27 protein-coding genes are annotated in these 21,663 nt (G+C 43.1%); all 27 read left to right on the top strand.

Annotated elements, in window-relative coordinates; translation table 11 throughout:
• Window positions 1-57 precede the first annotated feature (57 nt).
• The 27 genes from IGI76_RS12715 to IGI76_RS12585 all read left to right on the top strand — a co-directional run bounded on the left by IGI76_RS12715 (window position 58) and on the right by IGI76_RS12585 (window position 21,595).
• Window positions 58-1,014 (top strand): alpha/beta hydrolase, encoded by a 957-nt coding sequence (locus IGI76_RS12715; RefSeq protein ID WP_231434763.1) that lies wholly within the window; start codon window positions 58-60, stop codon window positions 1,012-1,014.
• A gap of 17 nt (window positions 1,015-1,031) precedes the next feature.
• Window positions 1,032-1,304, top strand: a complete 273-nt coding sequence (locus IGI76_RS12710) for a GNAT family N-acetyltransferase (protein ID WP_015510184.1) — start codon at window positions 1,032-1,034, stop codon at window positions 1,302-1,304.
• A 155-nt stretch (window positions 1,305-1,459) separates the two neighbouring features.
• On the top strand, window positions 1,460-1,696 hold the full coding sequence (secG, locus tag IGI76_RS12705) for a preprotein translocase subunit SecG (protein ID WP_005228700.1): 237 nt from the start codon (window positions 1,460-1,462) through the stop codon (window positions 1,694-1,696).
• Window positions 1,697-1,819: 123 nt separating this feature from the next.
• Window positions 1,820-2,572: an alpha/beta hydrolase gene (locus tag IGI76_RS12700; RefSeq protein ID WP_074536100.1), complete on the top strand. Its 753-nt coding sequence runs from the start codon at window positions 1,820-1,822 to the stop codon at window positions 2,570-2,572.
• 3 nt (window positions 2,573-2,575) lie between these two features.
• Window positions 2,576-4,936: a ribonuclease R gene (gene rnr, locus IGI76_RS12695; protein WP_231434761.1), complete on the top strand. Its 2,361-nt coding sequence runs from the start codon at window positions 2,576-2,578 to the stop codon at window positions 4,934-4,936.
• Window positions 4,937-4,951: 15 nt separating this feature from the next.
• On the top strand, window positions 4,952-5,410 hold the full coding sequence (smpB, locus tag IGI76_RS12690; protein WP_008380870.1) for an SsrA-binding protein SmpB: 459 nt from the start codon (window positions 4,952-4,954) through the stop codon (window positions 5,408-5,410).
• 293 nt (window positions 5,411-5,703) lie between these two features.
• A complete protein-coding gene (gene atpB, locus IGI76_RS12685; protein WP_008380872.1) occupies window positions 5,704-6,423 on the top strand; it encodes a F0F1 ATP synthase subunit A in 720 nt (239 codons plus the stop codon).
• Window positions 6,424-6,455: 32 nt separating this feature from the next.
• A complete protein-coding gene (gene atpE, locus IGI76_RS12680) occupies window positions 6,456-6,668 on the top strand; it encodes an ATP synthase F0 subunit C (protein ID WP_005228705.1) in 213 nt (70 codons plus the stop codon).
• Between the two features lie 88 nt (window positions 6,669-6,756).
• Window positions 6,757-7,281, top strand: coding sequence for a F0F1 ATP synthase subunit B (atpF, locus tag IGI76_RS12675; RefSeq protein ID WP_005228706.1), 525 nt, complete (start codon window positions 6,757-6,759; stop codon window positions 7,279-7,281).
• Window positions 7,268-7,810 (top strand): F0F1 ATP synthase subunit delta, encoded by a 543-nt coding sequence (locus tag IGI76_RS12670; RefSeq protein WP_010749797.1) that lies wholly within the window; start codon window positions 7,268-7,270, stop codon window positions 7,808-7,810. Before atpF ends, IGI76_RS12670 begins: the two co-directional genes overlap by 14 nt.
• 23 nt (window positions 7,811-7,833) lie before the next feature.
• Window positions 7,834-9,390, top strand: coding sequence for a F0F1 ATP synthase subunit alpha (gene atpA, locus IGI76_RS12665; RefSeq protein WP_005228708.1), 1,557 nt, complete (start codon window positions 7,834-7,836; stop codon window positions 9,388-9,390).
• Between the two features lie 15 nt (window positions 9,391-9,405).
• The gene (locus tag IGI76_RS12660) at window positions 9,406-10,308 is read left to right on the top strand and encodes a F0F1 ATP synthase subunit gamma (RefSeq protein ID WP_010749796.1); all 903 of its coding nucleotides are present in this window, start codon (window positions 9,406-9,408) and stop codon (window positions 10,306-10,308) included.
• Between the two features lie 26 nt (window positions 10,309-10,334).
• Complete coding sequence (gene atpD / locus IGI76_RS12655; RefSeq protein WP_231434760.1) at window positions 10,335-11,741, top strand: F0F1 ATP synthase subunit beta; 1,407 nt, start codon at window positions 10,335-10,337, stop codon at window positions 11,739-11,741.
• 31 nt (window positions 11,742-11,772) lie between these two features.
• Entirely contained in the window at window positions 11,773-12,195 is a 423-nt protein-coding gene (locus IGI76_RS12650) for a F0F1 ATP synthase subunit epsilon (RefSeq protein ID WP_005228716.1), read from the top strand.
• A gap of 160 nt (window positions 12,196-12,355) precedes the next feature.
• Window positions 12,356-12,589, top strand: coding sequence for a DUF1146 family protein (locus tag IGI76_RS12645; protein WP_008380880.1), 234 nt, complete (start codon window positions 12,356-12,358; stop codon window positions 12,587-12,589).
• A 90-nt stretch (window positions 12,590-12,679) separates the two neighbouring features.
• The gene (gene murA / locus IGI76_RS12640; protein WP_005228721.1) at window positions 12,680-13,972 is read left to right on the top strand and encodes a UDP-N-acetylglucosamine 1-carboxyvinyltransferase; all 1,293 of its coding nucleotides are present in this window, start codon (window positions 12,680-12,682) and stop codon (window positions 13,970-13,972) included.
• A gap of 21 nt (window positions 13,973-13,993) precedes the next feature.
• Window positions 13,994-14,170 carry a DNA-directed RNA polymerase subunit beta gene (locus IGI76_RS12635; protein ID WP_005228723.1) on the top strand — a complete coding sequence of 59 codons (177 nt, stop codon included), beginning with the start codon at window positions 13,994-13,996 and terminating at the stop codon, window positions 14,168-14,170.
• Window positions 14,171-14,261: 91 nt separating this feature from the next.
• Window positions 14,262-14,537 carry a membrane protein insertion efficiency factor YidD gene (gene yidD, locus IGI76_RS12630; RefSeq protein WP_008380886.1) on the top strand — a complete coding sequence of 92 codons (276 nt, stop codon included), beginning with the start codon at window positions 14,262-14,264 and terminating at the stop codon, window positions 14,535-14,537.
• Between the two features lie 39 nt (window positions 14,538-14,576).
• Window positions 14,577-15,035: a GNAT family N-acetyltransferase gene (locus IGI76_RS12625; protein ID WP_061053131.1), complete on the top strand. Its 459-nt coding sequence runs from the start codon at window positions 14,577-14,579 to the stop codon at window positions 15,033-15,035.
• Between the two features lie 123 nt (window positions 15,036-15,158).
• Window positions 15,159-16,040 (top strand): ROK family protein, encoded by an 882-nt coding sequence (locus tag IGI76_RS12620; protein ID WP_231434759.1) that lies wholly within the window; start codon window positions 15,159-15,161, stop codon window positions 16,038-16,040.
• A 33-nt stretch (window positions 16,041-16,073) separates the two neighbouring features.
• Window positions 16,074-16,232: a hypothetical protein gene (locus tag IGI76_RS12615; protein WP_438781595.1), complete on the top strand. Its 159-nt coding sequence runs from the start codon at window positions 16,074-16,076 to the stop codon at window positions 16,230-16,232.
• Between the two features lie 92 nt (window positions 16,233-16,324).
• Window positions 16,325-17,512 (top strand): ABC transporter substrate-binding protein, encoded by a 1,188-nt coding sequence (locus IGI76_RS12610; protein WP_010749790.1) that lies wholly within the window; start codon window positions 16,325-16,327, stop codon window positions 17,510-17,512.
• 108 nt (window positions 17,513-17,620) lie between these two features.
• A complete protein-coding gene (locus IGI76_RS12605) occupies window positions 17,621-18,499 on the top strand; it encodes a branched-chain amino acid ABC transporter permease (RefSeq protein ID WP_005228742.1) in 879 nt (292 codons plus the stop codon).
• 9 nt (window positions 18,500-18,508) lie between these two features.
• Window positions 18,509-19,486, top strand: a complete 978-nt coding sequence (locus tag IGI76_RS12600; RefSeq protein WP_438781594.1) for a branched-chain amino acid ABC transporter permease — start codon at window positions 18,509-18,511, stop codon at window positions 19,484-19,486.
• Entirely contained in the window at window positions 19,467-20,243 is a 777-nt protein-coding gene (locus tag IGI76_RS12595) for an ABC transporter ATP-binding protein (RefSeq protein WP_015510179.1), read from the top strand. Before IGI76_RS12600 ends, IGI76_RS12595 begins: the two co-directional genes overlap by 20 nt.
• Window positions 20,243-20,944 carry an ABC transporter ATP-binding protein gene (locus tag IGI76_RS12590; RefSeq protein ID WP_015510178.1) on the top strand — a complete coding sequence of 234 codons (702 nt, stop codon included), beginning with the start codon at window positions 20,243-20,245 and terminating at the stop codon, window positions 20,942-20,944. The genes IGI76_RS12595 and IGI76_RS12590 overlap by 1 nt, the downstream gene beginning before the upstream one ends.
• 3 nt (window positions 20,945-20,947) lie before the next feature.
• Window positions 20,948-21,595 (top strand): CBS and ACT domain-containing protein, encoded by a 648-nt coding sequence (locus IGI76_RS12585; RefSeq protein ID WP_231434757.1) that lies wholly within the window; start codon window positions 20,948-20,950, stop codon window positions 21,593-21,595.
• The last annotated feature ends 68 nt before the right edge of the window (window positions 21,596-21,663 follow it).

The raw sequence follows: 21,663 nt of genomic DNA, 5'->3' as shown, positions 1-21,663 counted from the left end.
ACAAAACTTTGGCTGAAATCCATTGTAAATGGTAAACTAAAATTAAGGGGGGATCCTATGGTTTGGCTATTGCTACTACTGCTTATTTTTGGTTTTTTGGTGTACTATGTATATCGCACGTCTGTTTTGAAAAAGGGCGTACGCTATTTTGTTTCGGCGATCATTATGCGAAACAATGAATGGTATGAAAAAGAAGGCAGAAAGAAACTGGGGATTCCATACAAAGAGCGGATCGCAACAAAGAGTTCGGCTTTTTGGGCACAAGGTTCGGAATGTACGGTAACGACCGCCGATGATCTGATCCTAACAGCGAAAGTCTTTGATCAGTGTGCAAAAACGTGGGTGATCTGCTTGCATGGGTATCGCAGTGATGGGCAAGCAGATTGTCAAGAGGCGGCCGAGAAATTCTGGTCTGCTGGTTACAATGTTTTAGTTCCTGATTTGCGTGGACATGGCCGCAGTGAAGGCAAAGAGATCGGTTTAGGGTGGCTAGATCGGATGGATCTGCTTTTGTGGATCGATAAGATTTTGGAAAAAGACCCACAAACACAAATCTTCCTCTATGGTTTAGGAATGGGGGCTGCGACCTTGCTGCTGGCTAGCGGAGAAGTCATGCCGGTACAAGTGGCTGGGTTGATCTCAGACAGCAGCTATACGTCTGTTTACAGTGCGATCCGATCAAGCTTGCCGCAATTTTCTCGGTTACCGATCAAACGCTTTTTGCGCTTAGCGAATCGCTATAGCAAACAATTAGTCGGTTATCCCTTCTTGCAGATCTCGGTGACCCGACAAGTCGGCAGCAACCATTTACCTGTGCTGTTTTTACAAGGAGAAAAAGATTCGTTTCTTTCGGAAAAAGAGATCAATACCTTAATGGAAGCAACGGCTGGACCGAAACAAAAAGTCCTCTTTGCGAATATGGGACATTTACAGGCAATTAAAGATGCACCAGAATATTGGCCAACCGTTTTGCAATTCATTGAGAATATCAAACAAAATACAGACATCGTCTGATAGAAAGGAAGAAAGCAATGGAAATCAAAGAAGAAAATAAACGTTTTGCTTTGTATGATGGAGAAAAAGAGGTGGGAGAAATCACATGGCAAGAAACGCCAGATGATGTTCTAGAAGTAGACCACACCTTCGTTAATCCTGATTATCGCGGCCAGCAATTGGCGCAAAAATTACTCAAAGCGGTTGTTGAAAAAGCAAGACGGGAAGAGAAAAAAATTATGCCTGTCTGCTCCTTTGCGGTCAAAGAGTTCAAAGAAAAACCAGAATACGATGACGTACTCGTTCGCTGATTTGAACGAAAGTGATTTATGAGAAAAAGGCTGTCAGAAAGGACAGTCTTTTTTTAAACCGTCCTGCAACGGTCAATGACAAAAAGAGAGTAGTAATTTCCAGCGGAAAATGCTAAAATGGAAAGGACGACTTTAGCAAGCAAGGAGGAGCTAACGTGTATAACATCTTATTAACTGCTGTGATCGTTATTTCGATTTTAATGGTCATTACGATCATGATGCAGCCTAGCAAGCAAAATAGTGCAGCTAGTGCCTTTACTGGCGGTGCAGATCAATTGTTTGGTAAGCAAAAAGCCCGTGGATTTGAAGCGGTGATGCAGCGTTCAACGGCCATTTTAGGTTTTGTTTGGATGGTCTTGCTCTTTATTTTGGCTTTTCTTTCATCAAACTAATCACTTTGTTAGCGAACCTCTCGTAAAGAGAGGTTTTTTTCTTTTTAACGGGAAGATTTTGATCGCATTTGTCGAAGTATTCTTGCTAACTATGGTAGAATTGGACGTGAGGTGAAAGGAAACATGAAAACATTTAATCAACCAAAACCGGTTTTTGCTGAACACGGCAAACGAGCGGTCATTTTGTTCCATGCCTATTCAGGCAGTCCTAACGATGTGCGCATGCTTTGTCGTTCGTTAGAACAAAAAGACTACACGGTTTATACACCGATGTTTACTGGACATGGTACACCGAATCCAGATGATATCTTAAATCAAGGAATGACTGTTTGGCAGCAGGATGCTGCGGATGCAGTTGCTTATGTGAAAGAAAAAGGCTATGAGGAAGTTGCCGTTCTTGGACTTTCGATGGGTGGGATTTTAGCGATGGATCGTTTGACGCAAGACCCAACATTGATGGGCGGCGGTCTTTTTTGCTCACCGTTATTTGAAACCAAGAACGAAGTACCAGTCAATTTTGAAAAGTATGCTGAAATGGTCATACCCTACGCTGATTTAGATGAGGCGACCCAAAAAGAAATATTGGCAGAAGTCCCTCGCAAGGTCAGAGAACAACTGCAAGGAATCGAAACAGTCGGACAAACCACAGCCGAGCATTTAGGAAAAATCGAGCGCCCAATCTTCCTGGCGCAAGCAGGAAGGGACCAAATGATCGATCCACAGACGGTTTTCAAAACCGCAGCGGCATTGTCCCATGTTCCCTATACGCTTCAATGGTATCCTCAAAGTGGTCATGTGGTGACAGTTGGACCAGAACGGAAAAAATTAGAGCAGGATGTGTTTGCTTTCTTAGAAACACTTGCTTGGAAAGAGTGAGTTATGACAGAAACGATTAAAACAAAAATTATTCAGTTTCTCGAAGAAAGCCGTAAAAAAAGTTTTTCAATGGAAGAAATTGCTGAAGGTCTAGGACTTCAAAAAAGTACAGACTTTAAGAATCTTGTCCAGACAGTAGCGGCGATGGAACGAGAAGGCAGTGTGATTTTTAACAAAAAAGGCAAAGTGAAATTACCAATGAAACGAGTGTTTGTGGAAGGAACCTTCCGTGCCAACGAGCGGGGCTTCGGCTTTGTCACGTTGGATGAAGAAGAAGACGATATTTATATCCCTAAAGAAGCAACAGGCTATGCCATGGACGGCGATACCGTTGCTGTAGACATCGTGCATGTTGCCGATCCTTTTTCAGATCGCGGCGCAGAGGGAAAGGTCGTAGAAATCAAGCAACGCGCCATCAGTCAGTTGGTCGGCGAGTTTACATTATTTGACGAAAAAGAGATCGAAGAATCGGATCTATATGGCGTTGTTCAACCTAAAGATAAAAAACTAAGCGATTTAAAGGTGTTTATCGGCGCCCAAGGAATTCGTCCAGTAGACGGCAGCATCGTGATCGTTGAGATCAGCCATTATCCAGAAAAAGGCTATTCGAAAAGCTTAGAGGGGTTGATCACAAAAGTTGTGGGGCATAAAAACGATCCTGGAATGGATATTTTATCGATCGTCGTGGCGAATGGGATTCCCACAAAATTTGAGGAAGAAACCTTGGCAGCGGCAGATGCAGTACCCGATACGATCGATCCTGCTGACTTTCCAGAACGACGGGATTTGCGAGATCAACAGATCGTAACGATCGATGGAGCGGATGCCAAAGATTTGGATGATGCGGTGACGGTAAAAGCATTGCCTGACGGCAGCTTCTATTTGGGCGTGCATATCGCAGATGTTTCTTATTATGTGACAGAAAACAGTGCGTTGGACAAAGAAGCTTTTGAGCGGGGAACGAGTGTCTATCTAACGGATCGAGTGATCCCGATGATCCCACAACGTTTATCAAACGGGATCTGTTCGTTGAATCCGAATGTCCCAAGGTTGGCCATGAGCTGTGAAATGTGGATCAACCAAGAGGGGATCGTCACGGATTACAATATTTTCCAAAGTATTATTCAAACAAGTGCCCGCATGACTTATCAGGCAGTCAATCAAATTATTGAAGACAATGATCCAGAAACCAGCAAAGAATATGCGAAACTAGTACCGATGTTCCATGATATGGCCGCCTTGCACCACGTGTTAGAAACGATGCGGATCAGACGTGGGGCGGTTTCTTTTGAAGACCGCGAAGCGAAAGTCTTGGTCGATGGAGAAGGACACCCGCAAGAAATCGTTCTGCGAGAACGTGGCGTCGGCGAACGATTGATCGAGTCCTTCATGTTGGCAGCCAATGAAACCGTGGCGCGCCATTTCAATCGGAAGCATTTACCATTTATTTATCGGATCCATGAGGAACCAAAAGAAGAGAAAATGCGTCGCTTCTTTGATTTTGCTTCTGCTTTAGGGATTGTAGTCAAACAAACCAACGGCTCGATCTCACCAAAACAACTGCAAAAAGTGGTTGAAGATGTCGCAGATAAGCCAGAGGCAATGGTTGTCAATACGATGCTGCTCAGAAGTATGCAGCAAGCGAAGTATTCAGAAGAAAACGTCGGCCACTATGGTTTGGCAGCGGAAGATTATACCCACTTCACGTCACCGATCCGTCGGTACCCCGACTTGATCGTGCATCGCTTGATTCGTTCTTACAGTGAAGATGTCTCTGAAGCCAACCAAAACAAATGGGCTGAAATCTTGCCTGACATCGCAATGCACAGCTCCCAAATGGAACGACGAGCAGTCGATGCAGAAAGAGAAGTCGATGCGCTTAAAAAAGCTGAGTATATGGCCGATAAAGTAGGAGAAGAGTTTGACGGTATCATCAGTTCCGTCGTTAAGTTTGGCTTGTTTATTGAATTGCCTAACACGATTGAAGGGCTGATCCATATCAATAATCTGAAGCAAGATTACTTCCATTATTTGGAAAACCATCTGGCACTTGTAGGTGAACGGACAGGCTTGACCTTTAAAATTGGTCAAAAAGTTCGTATCAAAGTCGTGAAAGCTGATCCTGAAACAAGAGAGATCGATTTCGAATTGGTAGCAGCAGAAGAAGTCGAAAAACTGCAAGCACCAAAAGCCAACAAACGAAACAACCATCAAAAAAATGAAGCGAACCGTCGCGGGAAAAAACAACACAACCCTGAGAAAAAACAAGGGAAACGCTTTGAACAAACCGGTAAAGGCAAGTCAAAGAAAGCTGGCAAAGTGAAAAAGAAAAAACCTTTTTACAAAGGAATCAAGAAAAAATAATTGGAGGGATGGCCCGTGCCTAAAGGAGAAGGGAAATTAATCGCCCAAAACAAAAAGGCCCGCCATGATTACACGATCCTCGATACGATCGAAGCGGGGATCGTCTTACAGGGAACAGAGATCAAAGCGATCCGTAACAGTCGGATCAATTTGAAAGACGGCTTTGTACGCATTCGCAATGGTGAGGCATTCTTAGTCAATGTGCATATCAGCCCATACGAGCAAGGAAACATTTTTAATCATGATCCACTACGGACAAGAAAACTGTTACTGCATAAAAAGCAGATTGCTCGTCTGATTGGCGAAACAAAAAATACAGGCATGACGATCGTTCCGTTAAAGGTGTATATCAAGGATGGTTATGCCAAAGTTTTGATTGGTTTAGCGAAAGGAAAACGCGAATATGACAAGCGGGAATCCTTGAAACGCAAAGATCAAGAAAGACAAATTGACCGAGTTCTTAGAAATTTCTAATTTTCTAAGAACTTCTTTTAGAATCCGATAGAGGTTATTGCTTTGAAAATCGCGCTAAATTTGGTAGCATTTAAGGGAAAGCTGTTGATATAACAGGCTTTTTCTTCCACATAGCGACACGGGAATTTTTCATTTAATTTAGGATTTTTGGCATTGTGAGTTTTTTGTCTAATTTTCTTGAAAATGCTTTGAAATTTTCCATTCGTGGTGGTATGATACCGATTGTTATGAGAGGAAACGCATTGTAACACCAGATTTTTTTCTGGAGATGACAGGAAAAGAGGTGAGAAAGATTGGAAGATAAATCGCTTATGTTTCATATCGGTCCTATATGGTTTGATGGAACTGTAGCTATGATGACAATCATTTCTTGTATTATTGTTTTTTTGGTGGTCTTTATTTGTACACGTAATCTGCAAATGAAACCGAAAGGGAAGCAGAACTTCATTGAATGGGTCATTGACTTTGTTCGCGGTATCGTAGCGGACAATCTACCAGGATCTCAAGTGAACAACTTTCATTTGCTCGGTGTAACAATGTTTCTTTTTGTGTTTGTGGCAAATGAGATCGGGTTAGTCACAAAAATCGTGACGACAGATGACATTACCTTATGGAAAAGTCCGACAGCAGACCCGTTTGTTACACTGACACTCGCACTTATGGTTATTTCCTTGACACATTTCTTTGGGATCAAGTCGTTGGGCTTCAAAAATTACTTGATCAATTCGTACTTGAAACCGGTGGGGTTCTTATTACCGCTAAAAATCATCGAAGAATTTACGAATGTCATCACGTTAGGCTTGCGTTTATATGGAAATATATTCGCGGGGGAAGTGTTATTAGGATTGATTGCCAACATGTTTATTAGTCTTGGTTGGTGGTCATTACCGATCGTGATGCCGCTAGAAATGATCTGGATTGGCTTCTCACTCTTTATTGGAGCGATCCAAGCTTATGTATTTGTTACATTGACCATGGTATTTATGAGCCACAAAATCGTGGCAGAACATTAATCGAATCGACATACAATTAGGAGGAAAAAAGAATGAACTTTATTGGAGCAGGATTAGCAATTATCGGAGCAGCAATTGGTGCAGGGTATGGTAACGGACAAGTAATCGCAAAAACGATCGAATCAATGGCACGCCAACCTGAAATGTCAGGTCAACTACGTTCAACAATGTTTATCGGGGTCGCGTTAGTCGAAGCTGTACCGATTCTAGGGGTAGTTATCGCGCTGCTATTAGTCTTCCGATAAGACAAGCACGAAAAGGCAGAAACGAACAATTGCACTCGTTTTTGCTTTTTTCTAATGAAACAATGACTTTCAGAAAGGAAGAATCGTTATGCTAAATCAGTTGGTTATAGCGGAAGTTCAAAATCCAATGCTTGGCAATATTATCGTTGTCAGCGGATCAATTCTTCTTTTGCTATTCTTATTGAAACATTTTGCATGGGATGCCATCAGCAGCATGATGCAAAAACGGGAAGATAAAATCGCCAATGATTTGGATTCAGCGGAACAATCACGCTTGAATGCAGCAAAATTAGAAAAAGAACGCCAAGAAAAATTGGCACGTTCTCATTCTGAAGCTGCGGAGATCATCAAGAGCGCCAAAGATAGCGGGGAATTGAGTCGACAAAATATTTTGAGCGAGACCAAAGAAGAAGTGGCTCGTTTGAAAGAAAAAGCAAACTCAGATATCACCCTTGAAAAAGAAACTGCGTTAAAAGAAGTGAAAGATGATGTTGCAGAACTTTCGCTTCAAATCGCAGAAAAAATCTTAGGACGCGAATTGACTCCCGAAAATCATGAATCCCTAATCAATCAATATATCGAAGGATTGGGTTCAGTTAATGAAACTCGATAAATTCACAGTGGGAAAACGCTATGGAAAAGCCTTGTTCGAATTGGCGATGGAAGAACAGCGCTTGACAGAAGTTTACCAAGAATTAATGACCTTGCGTCAGATTTATCAGGAGATTCCAACATTCGGTCAGATCGTGACGGATAACCGCTTGGATCTCCATGAAAAAAGACAATTAGTCGATCAATTGCTGAAGGGCTTTGAAGGCTTGGTCAGAAATTTCTTAGAGATCGTTTATGAATATGATCGCATGGATGATCTATTGCTGATCATTGATGAATACGAACGTCGTTACGATGAATATCAAGGTCTTGTTCTCGGAACGATCACAACGGCTGTTGCTTTGTCAGCAGAACAAAAAAGCAAAATCGAAAAGCAAATCGCCGATAAGCTTGGGTACAAGCAGGCACAATTGAAAGAAACGGTCGATCCAACGATTTTAGGCGGAGTCATCGTTGAAGCAAATCATCAAGTGATCGACGGTAGTATTAAGAGCCAACTGGATTATCTGCGACAAAAAATCGGCAGATAAACAAGAGATAAGAGGTGAATCGGATGGCCATCAAAGCAGAAGAAATTAGTGCCTTGATCAAAGAGCAAATTAAAAATTATCAGAACGAACTTTCTGTAGAAGAAATCGGTACTGTCACATATGTTGGGGACGGGATCGCCCGCGCCCACGGTTTAGAAAATGCCATGAGTGGAGAATTGCTTGAGTTTTCAAACGGTTCTTATGGGATGGCACAAAACTTAGAATCAAACGACGTCGGGATCATCATCCTAGGTGATTTTGAAACCATTCGTGAAGGAGACAAAGTAAAACGAACCGGTAAAATCATGGAAGTTCCTGTCGGCGATGCATTAATTGGCCGGGTAGTGAATCCATTAGGGCAACCGATCGATGGCTTAGGTCCGATCGAAACAGACAAATCACGCCCAGTTGAAGCAGCCGCACCAGGTGTAATGCAACGGAAATCCGTATCGGAACCAATGCAAACAGGGTTGAAAGCTATTGATGCTTTAGTGCCAATCGGACGTGGCCAACGGGAATTAGTCATCGGTGACCGGAAAACCGGGAAAACAACGATTGCGATCGATGCGATCATCAACCAAAAAGGGCAAGACATGATCTGTATCTATGTCGCTATTGGCCAAAAAGACTCAACGGTTCGTGCACAAGTAGAAACATTACGCCGTTACGGTGCACTTGATTACACGATCGTTGTTTCAGCAGGTGCTTCACAACCAGCACCATTGCTTTACATCGCGCCTTATGCCGGGGCAGCAATGGGGGAAGAATTCATGTATAACGGCAAACATGTTTTGATCGTCTTTGATGACTTATCAAAACAAGCAGTCGCTTACCGTGAACTTTCTCTACTTCTACGCCGTCCGCCAGGTCGTGAAGCATACCCAGGGGATGTCTTCTACTTGCACTCTCGTTTATTGGAACGTGCAGCGAAATTAAGTGATGAACTAGGTGGCGGATCAATGACGGCACTGCCGTTCGTTGAAACGCAAGCGGGGGATATCTCAGCCTATATCCCAACCAACGTGATTTCTATCACAGATGGACAAATTTTCTTAGAAAATGACCTGTTCTATTCAGGTGTGCGTCCTGCCGTAGCGGCTGGATTGTCCGTTTCACGGGTTGGTGGTTCTGCACAGATCAAAGCGATGAAGAAAGTTGCTGGAACCTTGCGTTTGGACTTGGCAAGTTACCGCGAACTAGAAGCCTTCACACAATTTGGGTCTGATCTAGATGCTGCGACACAAGCCAAATTAAACCGCGGTCGTCGCACCGTTGAAATCTTAAAGCAAAAACTACATGAACCATTGGCAGTCGAAAAACAAGTCGTGATTCTTTATGCGTTGACGCATGGATTCATTGATAGTGTACCTGTCAATAAACTATTGGACTTTGAAGCAGAATTATTTGAGTATATCGAAGCAAACGCAGCAACGATTTTTGAAACCATTCGGACAACGAAAGACTTGCCAGAAGAAAGCTTGTTAGATGACACCATTAAAGCATTCAAAGATATTTTCATGGCATCCAACAGTTCTCGGGTGACACCGCAAGATAAAATATCGACAATGCAAAACGCATAAAAGAGGTGAGAGAAAATGGCTGCTTCATTAAATGAAATCAAGCAACGAATTGCCTCAACAAAGAAAACCAGCCAAATCACAAAGGCCATGCAAATGGTTTCAGCTGCAAAATTAACAAAATCTGAAGCTCATTCGAAACAGTTTCAAGTGTATGCCAACAAAGTACGTGAAATCGTTACGCATTTGACTGCGCAGCAGCTTTCCGATCTTGCAGGTTCTGGTCCTAAAGATGGTGTGAACTATAACAGTATGTTGGTTAGTCGCCCGGTCAAACGCACAGGCTATATCGTCATCACTTCTGATGGCGGTCTAGTGGGCGGCTATAATAGTTCCATCTTAAAACAAATGATGGCCATGCTGGATGAAGACCATGCAAAAGAAGAAGAGTATGTCATGATTGCCATTGGTGCAACTGGCGCTGACTTTTTCAAAGCACGGGGCATCAATTTGGCGTACGAGTTAAGAAACCTTTCGGATCAACCAAGCTTTGATGAGGTACGTAAAATCGTAACATTGGCAACCACGATGTACCAAAACGAAGTCTTCGATGAATTATATGTGTGTTATAACCATCACATCAATTCATTGACTAGCCAATTTCGTGTGGAGAAAATGTTGCCGATATCCGATTTAGATCCTGAAGAAGCCGAAAGTTATGAACAAGAATACTTGTTTGAACCTTCCAGAGAAGCGATTTTGAATCAATTACTGCCTCAATACGCTGAAAGCTTGATTTATGGTGCGATTGTTGACGCAAAAACAGCCGAGCATGCTGCCGGAATGACAGCGATGAAAACAGCAACAGATAATGCCAAAAATATTATTGGGGACTTGACGATCTCATACAACCGAGCGCGCCAAGGAGCGATCACCCAAGAAATTACTGAAATTGTGGCGGGGGCATCCGCGTTAGAATAGTTTCAAGAACGAATGGAGGAATACGAATGAGTTCAGGCAAGATTGTTCAAGTCATTGGTCCCGTTGTTGACGTGGAATTCTCTCTAGACCAATCATTACCAGATATCAACAATGCGTTGATTGTTTACAAAAAAGATGAGCAGAAAACAAAAGTTGTGTTAGAAGCTGCCCTAGAACTTGGCGACGGCGTTATCCGTACGATTGCCATGGAATCAACAGATGGCTTACAACGAGGAATGGAAGTAATCGATACAGGCGCCTCCATCTCTGTTCCAGTTGGGACAGAAACATTAGGACGGGTATTTAATGTCCTAGGCGATACCATCGATTTAGAAGCACCATTTCCTGAAGAGGCAGCCCGCAGTGGGATTCACAAAAAAGCACCTGACTTTGATGAATTGTCAACAAGTACGGAGATCCTTGAAACTGGGATCAAAGTCATTGATTTGTTAGCTCCTTATTTAAAAGGGGGGAAAGTTGGACTTTTCGGTGGTGCCGGTGTTGGTAAAACCGTCTTGATCCAAGAATTGATCCACAACATCGCCCAAGAGCATGGTGGGATCTCTGTCTTCACAGGTGTTGGTGAACGGACACGTGAAGGAAATGACCTTTATAATGAAATGAAAGAATCTGGCGTTATCGAAAAAACAGCCATGGTGTTTGGACAAATGAATGAACCACCAGGTGCCCGGATGCGGGTAGCCTTGACTGGTTTGACATTAGCCGAGTACTTCCGTGATGTGGAAGGACAAGACGTGCTTTTGTTTATCGATAATATCTTCCGCTTCACTCAAGCAGGTTCTGAAGTATCTGCCTTACTAGGTCGGATGCCGTCGGCCGTTGGGTATCAGCCAACATTAGCAACTGAGATGGGGCAATTACAAGAACGGATCACATCGACGAAAAAAGGTTCCGTTACGTCTATTCAAGCCATCTATGTCCCTGCCGATGACTATACAGACCCAGCACCTGCGACTGCTTTTGCCCATTTGGATGCAACAACCAACTTGGAACGTAAATTGACCGAACAAGGGATCTATCCTGCCGTTGATCCACTGGCGTCTTCTTCTAGTGCGTTAGCACCTGAAATCGTTGGTGAAAAACATTATGAAGTAGCGACTGAAGTACAGCATGCGTTGCAACGTTATCGGGAATTACAAGACATCATCGCCATCTTAGGGATGGATGAACTGTCTGATGATGAAAAAACCTTAGTTGCCCGCGCACGCCGCATTCAATTCTTCTTGTCACAAAACTTCCACGTAGCGGAACAGTTTACGGGACAACCTGGTTCTTATGTGCCAGTTGAAGAAACCATCAAAGGATTTGCAGAGATTCTTGAAGGAAAATATGATGATCTTCCAGAAGAAGCCTTCCGCAGTGTTGGACGAATTGAAGATGTCATTGAAAAAGCGAAAAAAATTGGCTATTAATTAACCAGCCTTGAAGAAAGAGGGGAACCTCATGGATCAATTTTTAACAGTCAATGTGGTGACACCTGCTGGTTTGGTTTACGATCATCACGCGAAAATCGTGGTTGCACGTACGACAGATGGTGAGATCGGTATTTTGCCACACCATGCCCCAATCATCGTTCCATTGACGATTGATGAAGTCCGGGTCAAACGGATCGATTCAGATACCCATGTCGACTGGGTCGCTGTCAACGGCGGTATATTAGAAGTGCGAGACAATGTTGTCTCGATCGTAGCCGATAGTGCGGAACGTGATCGTGACATCGACGTTTCACGTGCAGAAAGAGCAAAACAGCGTGCAGAACGCCAAATCGAAGAAGCCAAACAAGTCGAGGATATCGATCAGCTTCGGCGCGCAACGGTTGCTTTGCACCGCGCCATCAATCGAATCAACGTGTCAAAACATTCCTAAAAAACAAGGGCATCTTGCCTTTGTTTTTTTGTTTCTCCAAGAAAACGTTTTAAAAACTTTTTAAAGTCTTTTCATGAAGGTTTCAAGAAAGATTATTTTTTATCTTGACATCTTTGTGGTATGATAGGAATGTTCAATTATGAAAAAAGGAGCAGAAAGTATGCAAGTGTATGGAATTGATGCAATCATTCGAATCGTGAGTCATTTAGCGTTCATCTATTTAGCATTTTGGGCATTGCAATCTGTGCGGATCGATGCTTTTTTTAAAGCCTTACGAACGACTCAGATACGAATGGTCATGGTGTTTCTTGCGATTGCATTAGGCTACACCGCCAGTACTTTTTTCCTTGAGTTGATTGCGCTATGTCGTAATTTATTTTTAACAGGTTTTTAAGAATTTCATTAATATATGCAAAAACACCGAATATTATGCTATAATTGGCAAGATTTGTGTGAGTCACTGCATTATTTGGAGGGAACATAAATGGAAGAGATGATCGTTCAAGGTGGTAATCGATTAACTGGAACAGTGAAGATCGAAGGGGCAAAAAATGCTGTTCTACCTATCTTAGCGGCAAGCTTATTAGCGGAAGAAGGAACAACGACATTAACAAATGTACCGATCCTTTCCGATGTATTAACAATGAAAGAAGTGATTCGGCATTTAAATGTCGCAATCGATTTTGAAGAAGAAAACAACACAATGACGATCGATGCGTCACAAGAATTAGCAATCGAAGCACCGTATGAATATGTGAGCCAAATGCGCGCTTCAATCGTAGTCATGGGGCCTTTGTTAGCCCGTAATGGACATGCCAAAGTGGCAATGCCTGGCGGCTGTGCAATCGGCAAACGACCAATTGATTTACATTTGAAGGGATTTCAAGCACTAGGCGCGCAAATCATCCAAAAAGATGGATACATAGAAGCGATCGCCGATGAGTTAAAAGGCAATAGCATTTACTTGGATTTCCCAAGTGTCGGCGCAACGCAAAATATCATGATGGCTGCCGTAAAAGCTAAAGGCATCACCATCATCGAAAACGTCGCTCGTGAGCCAGAAATCGTTGATTTAGCAAACATTTTGAATAAAATGGGTGCCAAGGTCTTTGGTGCAGGAACCGAAACGATGCGTATTGAAGGTGTCGAACACCTGCATGCAGTAGATCATTCGATCGTGCAAGACCGTATCGAAGCAGGAACCTTTATGGTTGCAGCAGCGATGACTCAAGGAGACGTTATTATTAAAGATGCGATCTCAGAGCACAATCGTCCATTGATTTCAAAATTGATCGAAATGGGCGCAGAAGTGACTGAAGTCGCTGAAGGGATTCGTGTCGTTGGACCTGAACAATTGAAGGCAACAGATGTAAAAACAATGCCTCATCCAGGTTTTCCTACGGACATGCAAGCGCAAATGTCTGCTATTCAATTATTAGCGCAAGGAACGAGTGTTGTGAATGAAACGGTATTTGAGAATCGTTTCCAACATTTAGAAGAAATGCGTCGCATGAATGCCCATGTGAAAATTGACGGCAACGTTGCAGTGATCGAAGGCGGTCATGAATTACAAGGCGCGCTGGTCTATGCGACAGATTTACGTGCCGCAGCAGCGTTGATTTTATTAGGTCTGCGTTCAACGGGACGGACGCGTGTCCGCAATCTAAAATATTTGGATCGCGGCTACTACAAATTCCACGAAAAATTGCAACAATTAGGGGCATCTGTTGAACGAGTTTCTGACGCAGTAGAAGAAGTCGTACCAGTTAACGCCTAATAGGAGTAGGAGAGAAAAAAAGTGAAGTTGAACCGTTATATTTTAACTAGCTTGATAAAAATTCTAATCGTCATTTTATTAGCTATTTTATTGTTCCTAGCAGGAACGATGATCGGCTATGGAGTGATCGGTGACGGCAGTCCTTTTAAAGTATTCTCTCCAAGTCTTTGGAATCATATCTTTGAGTTTATGAAATAAACGATAACTAGGACTTACGCCACGTGCTGAGTCCTAGTTTTTTCTATCTATCTTTACTGAATCGTACGCTAAAAAGAAAGGCTGGCAAGGAATGAGTAAACTTTTGATCGGCTTTGTTCGTTTCTATCAACGTTTTATTTCCCCATTATTTCCTCCTAGCTGTCGTTATTATCCGACTTGCTCAGGATACATGATCCAAGCCATCCAAGTCCATGGAGCAGCCAAAGGAGGTTTGATGGGGGTAGCTCGTATCTTACGCTGCCATCCCTTTGTAAAAGGCGGAATAGATTACGTACCCCAGACGTTTACTTTAAAACGAAATACGCAAGACAAAGTCAAACCAACGTACCGTTATCGGAAAAGTTAAAAGGAATCAACAGAAATATAAAAAAGGAGCCAAAAAGCCATGATTCGTCCAATCACCCCTAATGAAGCGTATCCTTGGGCGTTGCTGCTGGATGCAGATCCTGAAAAAGCAGTCGTAGAAAGCTATCTATATAATAGCCAAACACTTGTTTATGAAGAAGCTGGAGAAATGATTGGTGTGTTAGTTTATCAAAATCAAGGCAAGAACTGGGAGATTATGAATGTGGCTGTTTCTCCAGAAAAGCAAGGAATGGGCATCGGTCGTCAATTGCTACAAGCTGCCGAAGAAGCGATCCTCAGTCAGCACCTCGGGGCAAAACGGCCGATCGTAGTGATCAAAACTGGTAGTCTGCCCTCTGCAGCCTTGACTTTGTACCAAAAGCAAGGCTATGTTGAAAAAGAGCGGGTGAAGAATTATTTCACCACCCACTATGTCGAACCGATTTTTGAGAATGGGCAGCAGCTGTTCGATCAAGTGATTTTGGAAAAACAACTCTAATGGATGAAGAGACAGTCTAAGTGAATGAGACTGTTTTTTCTTGTCCTCGGAAATCGCTTTCTTCAAGCGCCGACTTGCGGTAAAATAGACAGTATCAGAATAATAAAGGATTGAGGGAAAAAAATGGTGATTTTAGTCTTTGATATGGGTGGTTCAGCAGTAAAATATGGCGTCTGGGCACAAGATTCTTTGGTGAGTAAAGGGAAGTTCACTACTCCAAATACTTGGGAGGAAATGAAAGCACAGCTGCAGCAAGTGAGGGCAAGTGTAGATGAAGAGATTGAAGGCGTTGGAATCAGTGCGCCAGGTGCGGTCAATGCCCAAGAACGGCGGATCGACGGCATTAGTGCGATCCCTTATATCCATGGGTTTGATATTTACTCAGAACTCGAAGCAGCGTTTGGGGTACCCGTAACCATCGAAAATGATGCCAATTGCGCTGGGATGGCTGAATTTTATCAAGGAGCGGGCAAAGAGTATCAGCAAGCAGCCTTCGTTGTGATCGGAACAGGCGTTGGCGGTACCCTGTTTCAAAATGGTGAGCTAGTCCGTGGGGCACATTTATACGGTGGCGAATTTGGGTTGATGATCCTAGATCAAGGCAAAACATTTTCGCAACTAGGGACAGCGGTTCAGATGGCCTGGCGGTATTGTGATCGGATCGGAGTGGATCGAACGACGATTACCGGTGAAGAGGTCTTTCAACGTGCAGAAGATGGCGATGCCATTGCGATCGAGGAAGTCAATAAATTTTACAACTATTTAGCACAAGGACTGTTCAGTATTCAGTTTGCTTTTGATCCTGAAGTGATCATTATCGGCGGTGGTGTCAGTGCCAAAAAAGGCTTGTTAGAAGAAGTTGACCAGCGCTTGAAAAAAATGTTGGCGGATCAAGCATTAAATGATTTCGTCCCACTGATCAAGCTATGTGACTATCGCAATGATGCCAATTTAGTTGGGGCGGCGGCAAATTTTCAAGCATTGTATCCACGAAACAGCTGCTAACATGAGGATGTAATGTTTTCAAACGTCCGTTTGATGAAAAAAGTAGCGAATCAAAGCATACCAGCAGCAAGCAAAGGGGAAAAAACTTTGCTTGCTTTTCTTTTTATTCGAAAATTAGAAAAGCGATTCCATTGTTGCTGGATCAATGTTTTAAAAACACCATTTTTTATCGGCGAAAAAAATAAATTCTGAATAGGTGAAATATTCTGATAATTCGTTGACATTTCCTAGATTTTTCAGTATATTGGATAACATATTCAGGGGAAGTAAAGGAGAGGAAAATTATGAAAAAGAAATTTGCATTTTTGTTTGCGAGTTTGTTTTTATTGACAGCTTGTAGTGCAGGACCAACAGGTGGACCAACGGATAGCAGTGGTGCTGCTGAAGGTGGCAATAAACAAGAGGGAGATACCATTAAGATTGGTGCCAACTTAGAGTTGTCTGGAGCAGTTGCTGCTTATGGGACGGCTGAAAAAGAGGGGATCGACTTGGCAGTCGAAGAAATCAATGCTGCCGGCGGCGTTCTTGGAAAACAAATTGAAATCATTTCGAAAGATAACAAATCAGATAACAATGAAGCTGCGACAGTAGCAGCCAACTTAGCAACCAACGATAAAGTCGTTGCCATTATTGGACCAGCAACTTCAGGTGCCACAAAAGCGGCTTTACCGAATGTGACGAGAGCCCAAGTACCGATGGTCACTCCTTCAGGTACCGATGATGCGATTACTTACACCAGTGGAAAAGTCCAAGAATTTGCATTCCGTTCTTGTTTCCAAGATAGCTTCCAAGGAACAATCTTGGCAAAATATGCAGCAGAAAATTTGGATGCTTCAAAAGCCGTAATCTTGGGTGATAACTCAAGTGACTACGCAATTGGTTTGACGGAAGCATTTAAAGAAAGCTACCCAGGCGAAATCGTCTTAGAGGATAACTTTACCGAAGGCGACAAAGATTTCCAAGCAGTTCTTACAAGAATCAAAGATGTCGACTTCGATGTCTTGTTCATTCCAGGCTACTACACAGAAGCTGGTTTGATCATCAAGCAAGCGCGAGAATTAGGAATTGATCAAGCAATCATTGGTGCGGATGGATTCGGTGATGAAAAAATGGTTCAAACAGCTGGTGCAGAAAATGTCAGCAATGTTTACTATACAGGTCACTTCTCTACCAAAGCACCAGCAAACGACAAAGTTGAGCCGTTTGTGGCAGCTTTCAATGAAAAATATGGCAAAGAACCTTCTGCTTTTAATGCATTAGCCTATGATGCTGTTTATATGATCAAACAAGCGATCGAAGATCAAAACTCAGCAGATTCATTGGCGATCGCAGCTGGTTTGTCTGAACTGAAAGACTTTGTCGGTGTGACCGGTGAAATCACGATGGATGAAAATCATAACCCTGAAAAATCAGCAGTTGTTTTAGGATTGACTGACGGGAAAGAAACCTCAGCAGACACTGTGGAACCTTAAAAAACCCGCAGTTGTTTGGCAGTGAAAACTGGGACAGACCTGATGTGTTTGTCTCAGTTTCTTTTCTCTAAAAGAATGACCATAATAAATGATATTGGAAGTGAGTATATGGAAATGATGATCCAACAATTGATCAACGGCTTGTTTCTAGGCAGTATCTATGCCTTGTTAGCGTTGGGTTATACGATGGTGTATGGCATCATCAAGTTGATCAACTTCGCCCACGGAGAAGTTTACATGATCGGTAGTTTTATCGGTTACTTTTTGATCAATCAATGGCAATTAGGGTTTTTCCCCGCGTTGTTCATTTCAATGATCGCCAGTGCAGCTCTTGGGGTAACGATCGAATTTTTAGCGTATCGTCCCTTACGCAATTCCACGCGAATTTCGGCACTGATCACGGCAATCGGGGTTTCTTATTTTTTGCAAAATGTCATGATCTTTTTCTTTTCAGCCAATGTGCGCCCCTTTCCGCAAGCGATTGAACGACAAACTTATTCCATCGGGTTTGTTCAAGTAAGTAATGTCCAGTTATTGATCTTGGCTGTTTCGGTTACCTTAATGATTCTCTTGCAATTGATCGTGAAAAAGACCCGTATGGGAAAAGCGATGCGGGCAGTAAGTGTTGATGCAGATGCAGCGCGTTTGATGGGGATCAATGTCAATCGAACGATTTCCTTTACCTTTGCCTTAGGCTCGGCTTTGGCTGCAGCTGGCGGGATGCTGATCGGTTTGTATTATAATTCCATTGATCCATCAATGGGCGTCGTTCCTGGTCTGAAATCTTTTGTTGCAGCGGTTCTCGGCGGGATCGGGATCATTCCTGGAGCAGCCTTAGGTGGCTTTGTGATCGGTTTGGTGGAAACAGCAGCGACAGCGCTTGGTTTTTCTGATTATAAGGATGCTTTAGTGTATGTCATTTTAATAATTATATTGTTGGTTCGTCCAGCTGGGATCCTCGGCAAAAATATCAAAGAGAAAGTGTAGGTGGCAGAAATGAAAAAGAATTTACGTTACAACTTAATCTGGCTCGCTCTGGCAGCTATTCTTTATTTTGGATTATTTGCAGCCTACAATGGCGGAATGATCAATTTGTTCTCTGATGCCATCATCGTCAATATCGGAATCAATATCATCTTGGCAGTCAGTTTGAATCTGATCATCGGCTTTTCAGGGCAATTCTCCTTAGGACATGCTGGATTTATGGCAATCGGTGCTTATGCTGGCGCGATCCTGTCGGCAAGCAATCCAACCTTTGGTGGCTTTTTAACTGGTTTACTGGTGGGGGTGCTGGTTTCTGGTGCAGTCGCATTAGTGGTTGGGATTCCGACCCTCCGTTTAAAAGGCGACTATCTAGCGATCGCTACCCTAGGTGTGGCAGAGATCATTCGGATCTTGTTGGTGAACCTACGAGGCTTGACCAATGGTCCTGCAGGAATTTTCGGATTGCCCCAATTCAGTAATTGGCAGATCGTCTTTCTCTTTGCCGTTTTATCGATTCTTGTCGTGTCAAACTTTATCCATAGCGGATCAGGTCGGGCGACTTTAGCGATTCGGGAAGATGAGATCGCTGCAGAATCAATGGGGGTCAACACAACGAAATACAAGGTAATTGCGTTTGTAATGGGGGCAGTGATGGCAAGCATTGCTGGTACCCTTTATGCCAGCTATCAGCAGTCGGTTTTCCCACGAGATTACGGTTTTATGAAATCGATCGATGTATTGATCATCGTCGTTTTTGGAGGGCTTGGGAGTACCACAGGAGCAGTTGTCTCGGCAGTAGTGCTAGGAATCTTAAATATGTACTTGCAAGGCTTCTCTGATTTGCGCATGATCATTTATGCATTGGCTTTGATCATCATCATGATCTTTAAACCAAGCGGACTTTTAGGGACATGGGAATTCTCCGTAAAAGGACTGCTGGATAAATTTAGAAAAAAGGGGGATGACAACGATGCCTCTATTAGAAGTTAAAAGCTTAACGAAAAACTTTGGCGGTTTAGCTGCTGTTTCTCATGTAGACCTCCATTTAGATACCAATGAGCTGGTCGGATTGATTGGACCAAACGGTGCTGGCAAGACAACGCTCTTTAATCTCCTGACAGGTGTGTATGAACCTAGTGAAGGGGAAGTGCTTTTTGAGACCCAAGGTAAGCCAAAACGTTTAAATGGCGTGAAGCCCTATAAAATTGCGGATTTAGGTCTTTCAAGAACCTTCCAAAACATTCGCTTGTTTAAAAATTTGACTGTGATGGACAACGTCTTGATCGCTATGAACAGTAAGCATAAAGAAGGACTGCTGACTAGCATCCTGCGTTTGCCAAAGTACTACAAAAACGAAGCGTCCATGAAGAAAAAAGCCTTAGAGCTATTACGGATCTTTGATATGGATGGCAAAAGTCAAACGTTAGCGAAAAATTTGCCTTATGGCGAGCAGCGTCGGTTAGAGATCGTACGCGCATTGGCTACAGAACCAAAAATTCTGTTTCTTGACGAGCCGGCTGCGGGGATGAATCCTCAAGAAACAACAGAACTGACAAAGTTGATCTATAAGATCCAAAAAGATTTTCAATTGACGATCCTCTTGATTGAGCATGATATGAGTTTGGTCATGGAAGTGTGCGAACGGATCTATGTGCTGGAATACGGCCAAGTCATCGCCCACGGTGAACCAGAAGAGATCAAAAACAATCCGCGGGTGATCGAAGCTTATCTAGGAGGGGAAATCTGATGCTGGAAATTCAAAATTTAAGTGTACACTACGGCATGATCCAAGCGGTCCATGATGTTTCCTTCCACGTCAATCAAGGGGAGATCGTTTCACTGATTGGTGCCAATGGTGCAGGGAAAACCACGATTTTACGGACGATTTCTGGATTGATCCGCCCCTCAAATGGCTCAGTCACTTTTGAAGGAAAACGAATTGAGAAAGAAGCACCGCAAAAAATCGTCGCAAACGGCTTGTCGCAAGTGCCAGAAGGGCGGCACGTCTTTTCAGGATTGACGGTTCAAGAAAACTTAGAGATGGGCGCCTTCTTGCGTAAAGACAGTGGTGTCAAAGAAGACTATGAACAAGTTTACCGCAAGTTTCCTGTATTGAAAGAACGTCTCTCGCAAGATGCGTCGACATTATCTGGCGGTGAGCAGCAGATGTTGGCAATGGGGCGGGCATTGATGTCAAAACCGCGCTTGCTTTTGCTGGATGAGCCCTCGATGGGCTTGGCACCGATTTTTATCAAAGAAATTTTTTCAATCATTCAAGAAATCAAGCAGCAAGGAACGACTGTGCTGCTGATTGAACAAAATGCAAAAATGGCTTTATCGATTGCCGATCGCGGCTATGTATTAGAAACGGGGAAAATCGTTTTAGAAGGTACTGGAGAAGAATTACTAGCAAGTGATGAAGTAAGAAAAGCGTATCTAGGAGGCTAAACAATGAGTGTAAGTGATTTTATGACGAAGACGGTCGTCACCGTCGATTCGCAGACACCGATCTTTGATGCAGTAGATTTAATGAAGCAGCACGATATCCACCGTCTGCCCGTCGTTGACGATGGTAAATTAGTAGGGTTGATCACAGAAGGAACGATCGCTGAAGCAACTCCCTCAAAAGCGACAAGCTTAAGTGTTTATGAAATGAACTATCTCTTAAATAAAACGACTGTCGCTGATATCATGTTGAAAAAAGTGACCACGATTGAACCAGATGCACTATTAGAGGACGCCATTTCCGTCATGCGTAGTGAAAACGTGGGGGTTTTACCAGTCATGGATGATGATACCCTAGTGGGAATCATTACCAACAATGATATTTTCTATGCCTTTTTGAAAATCACTGGCTACCATGATGGTGGAACCCGAGTGTCCATCGAGATCACGGATGACCATGTAGGCGTGTTAGCAGACGTGACCAAGCTGCTTGCCGATCATCAGATGAGTATTTTGACCATCGTAGTCAATCGGATGGCGCTAAAAACGATTGTTGAGATCCAAGTAGAGTCGCGCCAAGTCGCAGCGATTGAGAAAATCTTAAGCGATGCGGGGTATACCGTAACCAGTGCTGTCTTGACGAACCAGAAATGAGACAAAGCAGCAAAAGTAGTCGATCACAACGATTGACTACTTTTTTTCGTTCCAGATGAGATTTTCTT

The sequence above is a fragment of the Enterococcus sp. DIV2449a genome, from assembly GCF_051711225.1.
Taxonomy (GTDB): Bacteria; Bacillota; Bacilli; order Lactobacillales; family Enterococcaceae; genus Enterococcus_D; species Enterococcus_D casseliflavus.
This window is presented reverse-complemented; position numbering and strand designations above follow the sequence as displayed.

Excerpts from the sequence above, each read along its gene's own strand:
- IGI76_RS12645 (WP_008380880.1), top strand. The coding sequence starts at position 12,356 with ATGCAAGTGTATGGAATTGATGCAATCATTCGAATCGTGAGTCATTTA.
- atpD (WP_231434760.1), top strand. The coding sequence starts at position 10,335 with ATGAGTTCAGGCAAGATTGTTCAAGTCATTGGTCCCGTTGTTGACGTG.
- IGI76_RS12715 (WP_231434763.1), top strand. The coding sequence starts at position 58 with ATGGTTTGGCTATTGCTACTACTGCTTATTTTTGGTTTTTTGGTGTAC.
- IGI76_RS12605 (WP_005228742.1), top strand. The coding sequence starts at position 17,621 with ATGGAAATGATGATCCAACAATTGATCAACGGCTTGTTTCTAGGCAGT.
- rnr (WP_231434761.1), top strand. The coding sequence starts at position 2,576 with ATGACAGAAACGATTAAAACAAAAATTATTCAGTTTCTCGAAGAAAGC.
- IGI76_RS12595 (WP_015510179.1), top strand. The coding sequence starts at position 19,467 with ATGCCTCTATTAGAAGTTAAAAGCTTAACGAAAAACTTTGGCGGTTTA.
- IGI76_RS12610 (WP_010749790.1), top strand. The coding sequence starts at position 16,325 with ATGAAAAAGAAATTTGCATTTTTGTTTGCGAGTTTGTTTTTATTGACA.
- IGI76_RS12590 (WP_015510178.1), top strand. The coding sequence starts at position 20,243 with ATGCTGGAAATTCAAAATTTAAGTGTACACTACGGCATGATCCAAGCG.
- yidD (WP_008380886.1), top strand. The coding sequence starts at position 14,262 with ATGAGTAAACTTTTGATCGGCTTTGTTCGTTTCTATCAACGTTTTATT.
- murA (WP_005228721.1), top strand. The coding sequence starts at position 12,680 with ATGGAAGAGATGATCGTTCAAGGTGGTAATCGATTAACTGGAACAGTG.
- IGI76_RS12660 (WP_010749796.1), top strand. The coding sequence starts at position 9,406 with ATGGCTGCTTCATTAAATGAAATCAAGCAACGAATTGCCTCAACAAAG.
- IGI76_RS12585 (WP_231434757.1), top strand. The coding sequence starts at position 20,948 with ATGAGTGTAAGTGATTTTATGACGAAGACGGTCGTCACCGTCGATTCG.
- IGI76_RS12700 (WP_074536100.1), top strand. The coding sequence starts at position 1,820 with ATGAAAACATTTAATCAACCAAAACCGGTTTTTGCTGAACACGGCAAA.
- IGI76_RS12620 (WP_231434759.1), top strand. The coding sequence starts at position 15,159 with ATGGTGATTTTAGTCTTTGATATGGGTGGTTCAGCAGTAAAATATGGC.
- IGI76_RS12710 (WP_015510184.1), top strand. The coding sequence starts at position 1,032 with ATGGAAATCAAAGAAGAAAATAAACGTTTTGCTTTGTATGATGGAGAA.
- atpF (WP_005228706.1), top strand. The coding sequence starts at position 6,757 with ATGCTAAATCAGTTGGTTATAGCGGAAGTTCAAAATCCAATGCTTGGC.
- IGI76_RS12670 (WP_010749797.1), top strand. The coding sequence starts at position 7,268 with ATGAAACTCGATAAATTCACAGTGGGAAAACGCTATGGAAAAGCCTTG.
- atpA (WP_005228708.1), top strand. The coding sequence starts at position 7,834 with ATGGCCATCAAAGCAGAAGAAATTAGTGCCTTGATCAAAGAGCAAATT.
- IGI76_RS12615 (WP_438781595.1), top strand. The coding sequence starts at position 16,074 with ATGAAAAAAGTAGCGAATCAAAGCATACCAGCAGCAAGCAAAGGGGAA.
- IGI76_RS12625 (WP_061053131.1), top strand. The coding sequence starts at position 14,577 with ATGATTCGTCCAATCACCCCTAATGAAGCGTATCCTTGGGCGTTGCTG.
- IGI76_RS12650 (WP_005228716.1), top strand. The coding sequence starts at position 11,773 with ATGGATCAATTTTTAACAGTCAATGTGGTGACACCTGCTGGTTTGGTT.
- atpE (WP_005228705.1), top strand. The coding sequence starts at position 6,456 with ATGAACTTTATTGGAGCAGGATTAGCAATTATCGGAGCAGCAATTGGT.
- IGI76_RS12600 (WP_438781594.1), top strand. The coding sequence starts at position 18,509 with ATGAAAAAGAATTTACGTTACAACTTAATCTGGCTCGCTCTGGCAGCT.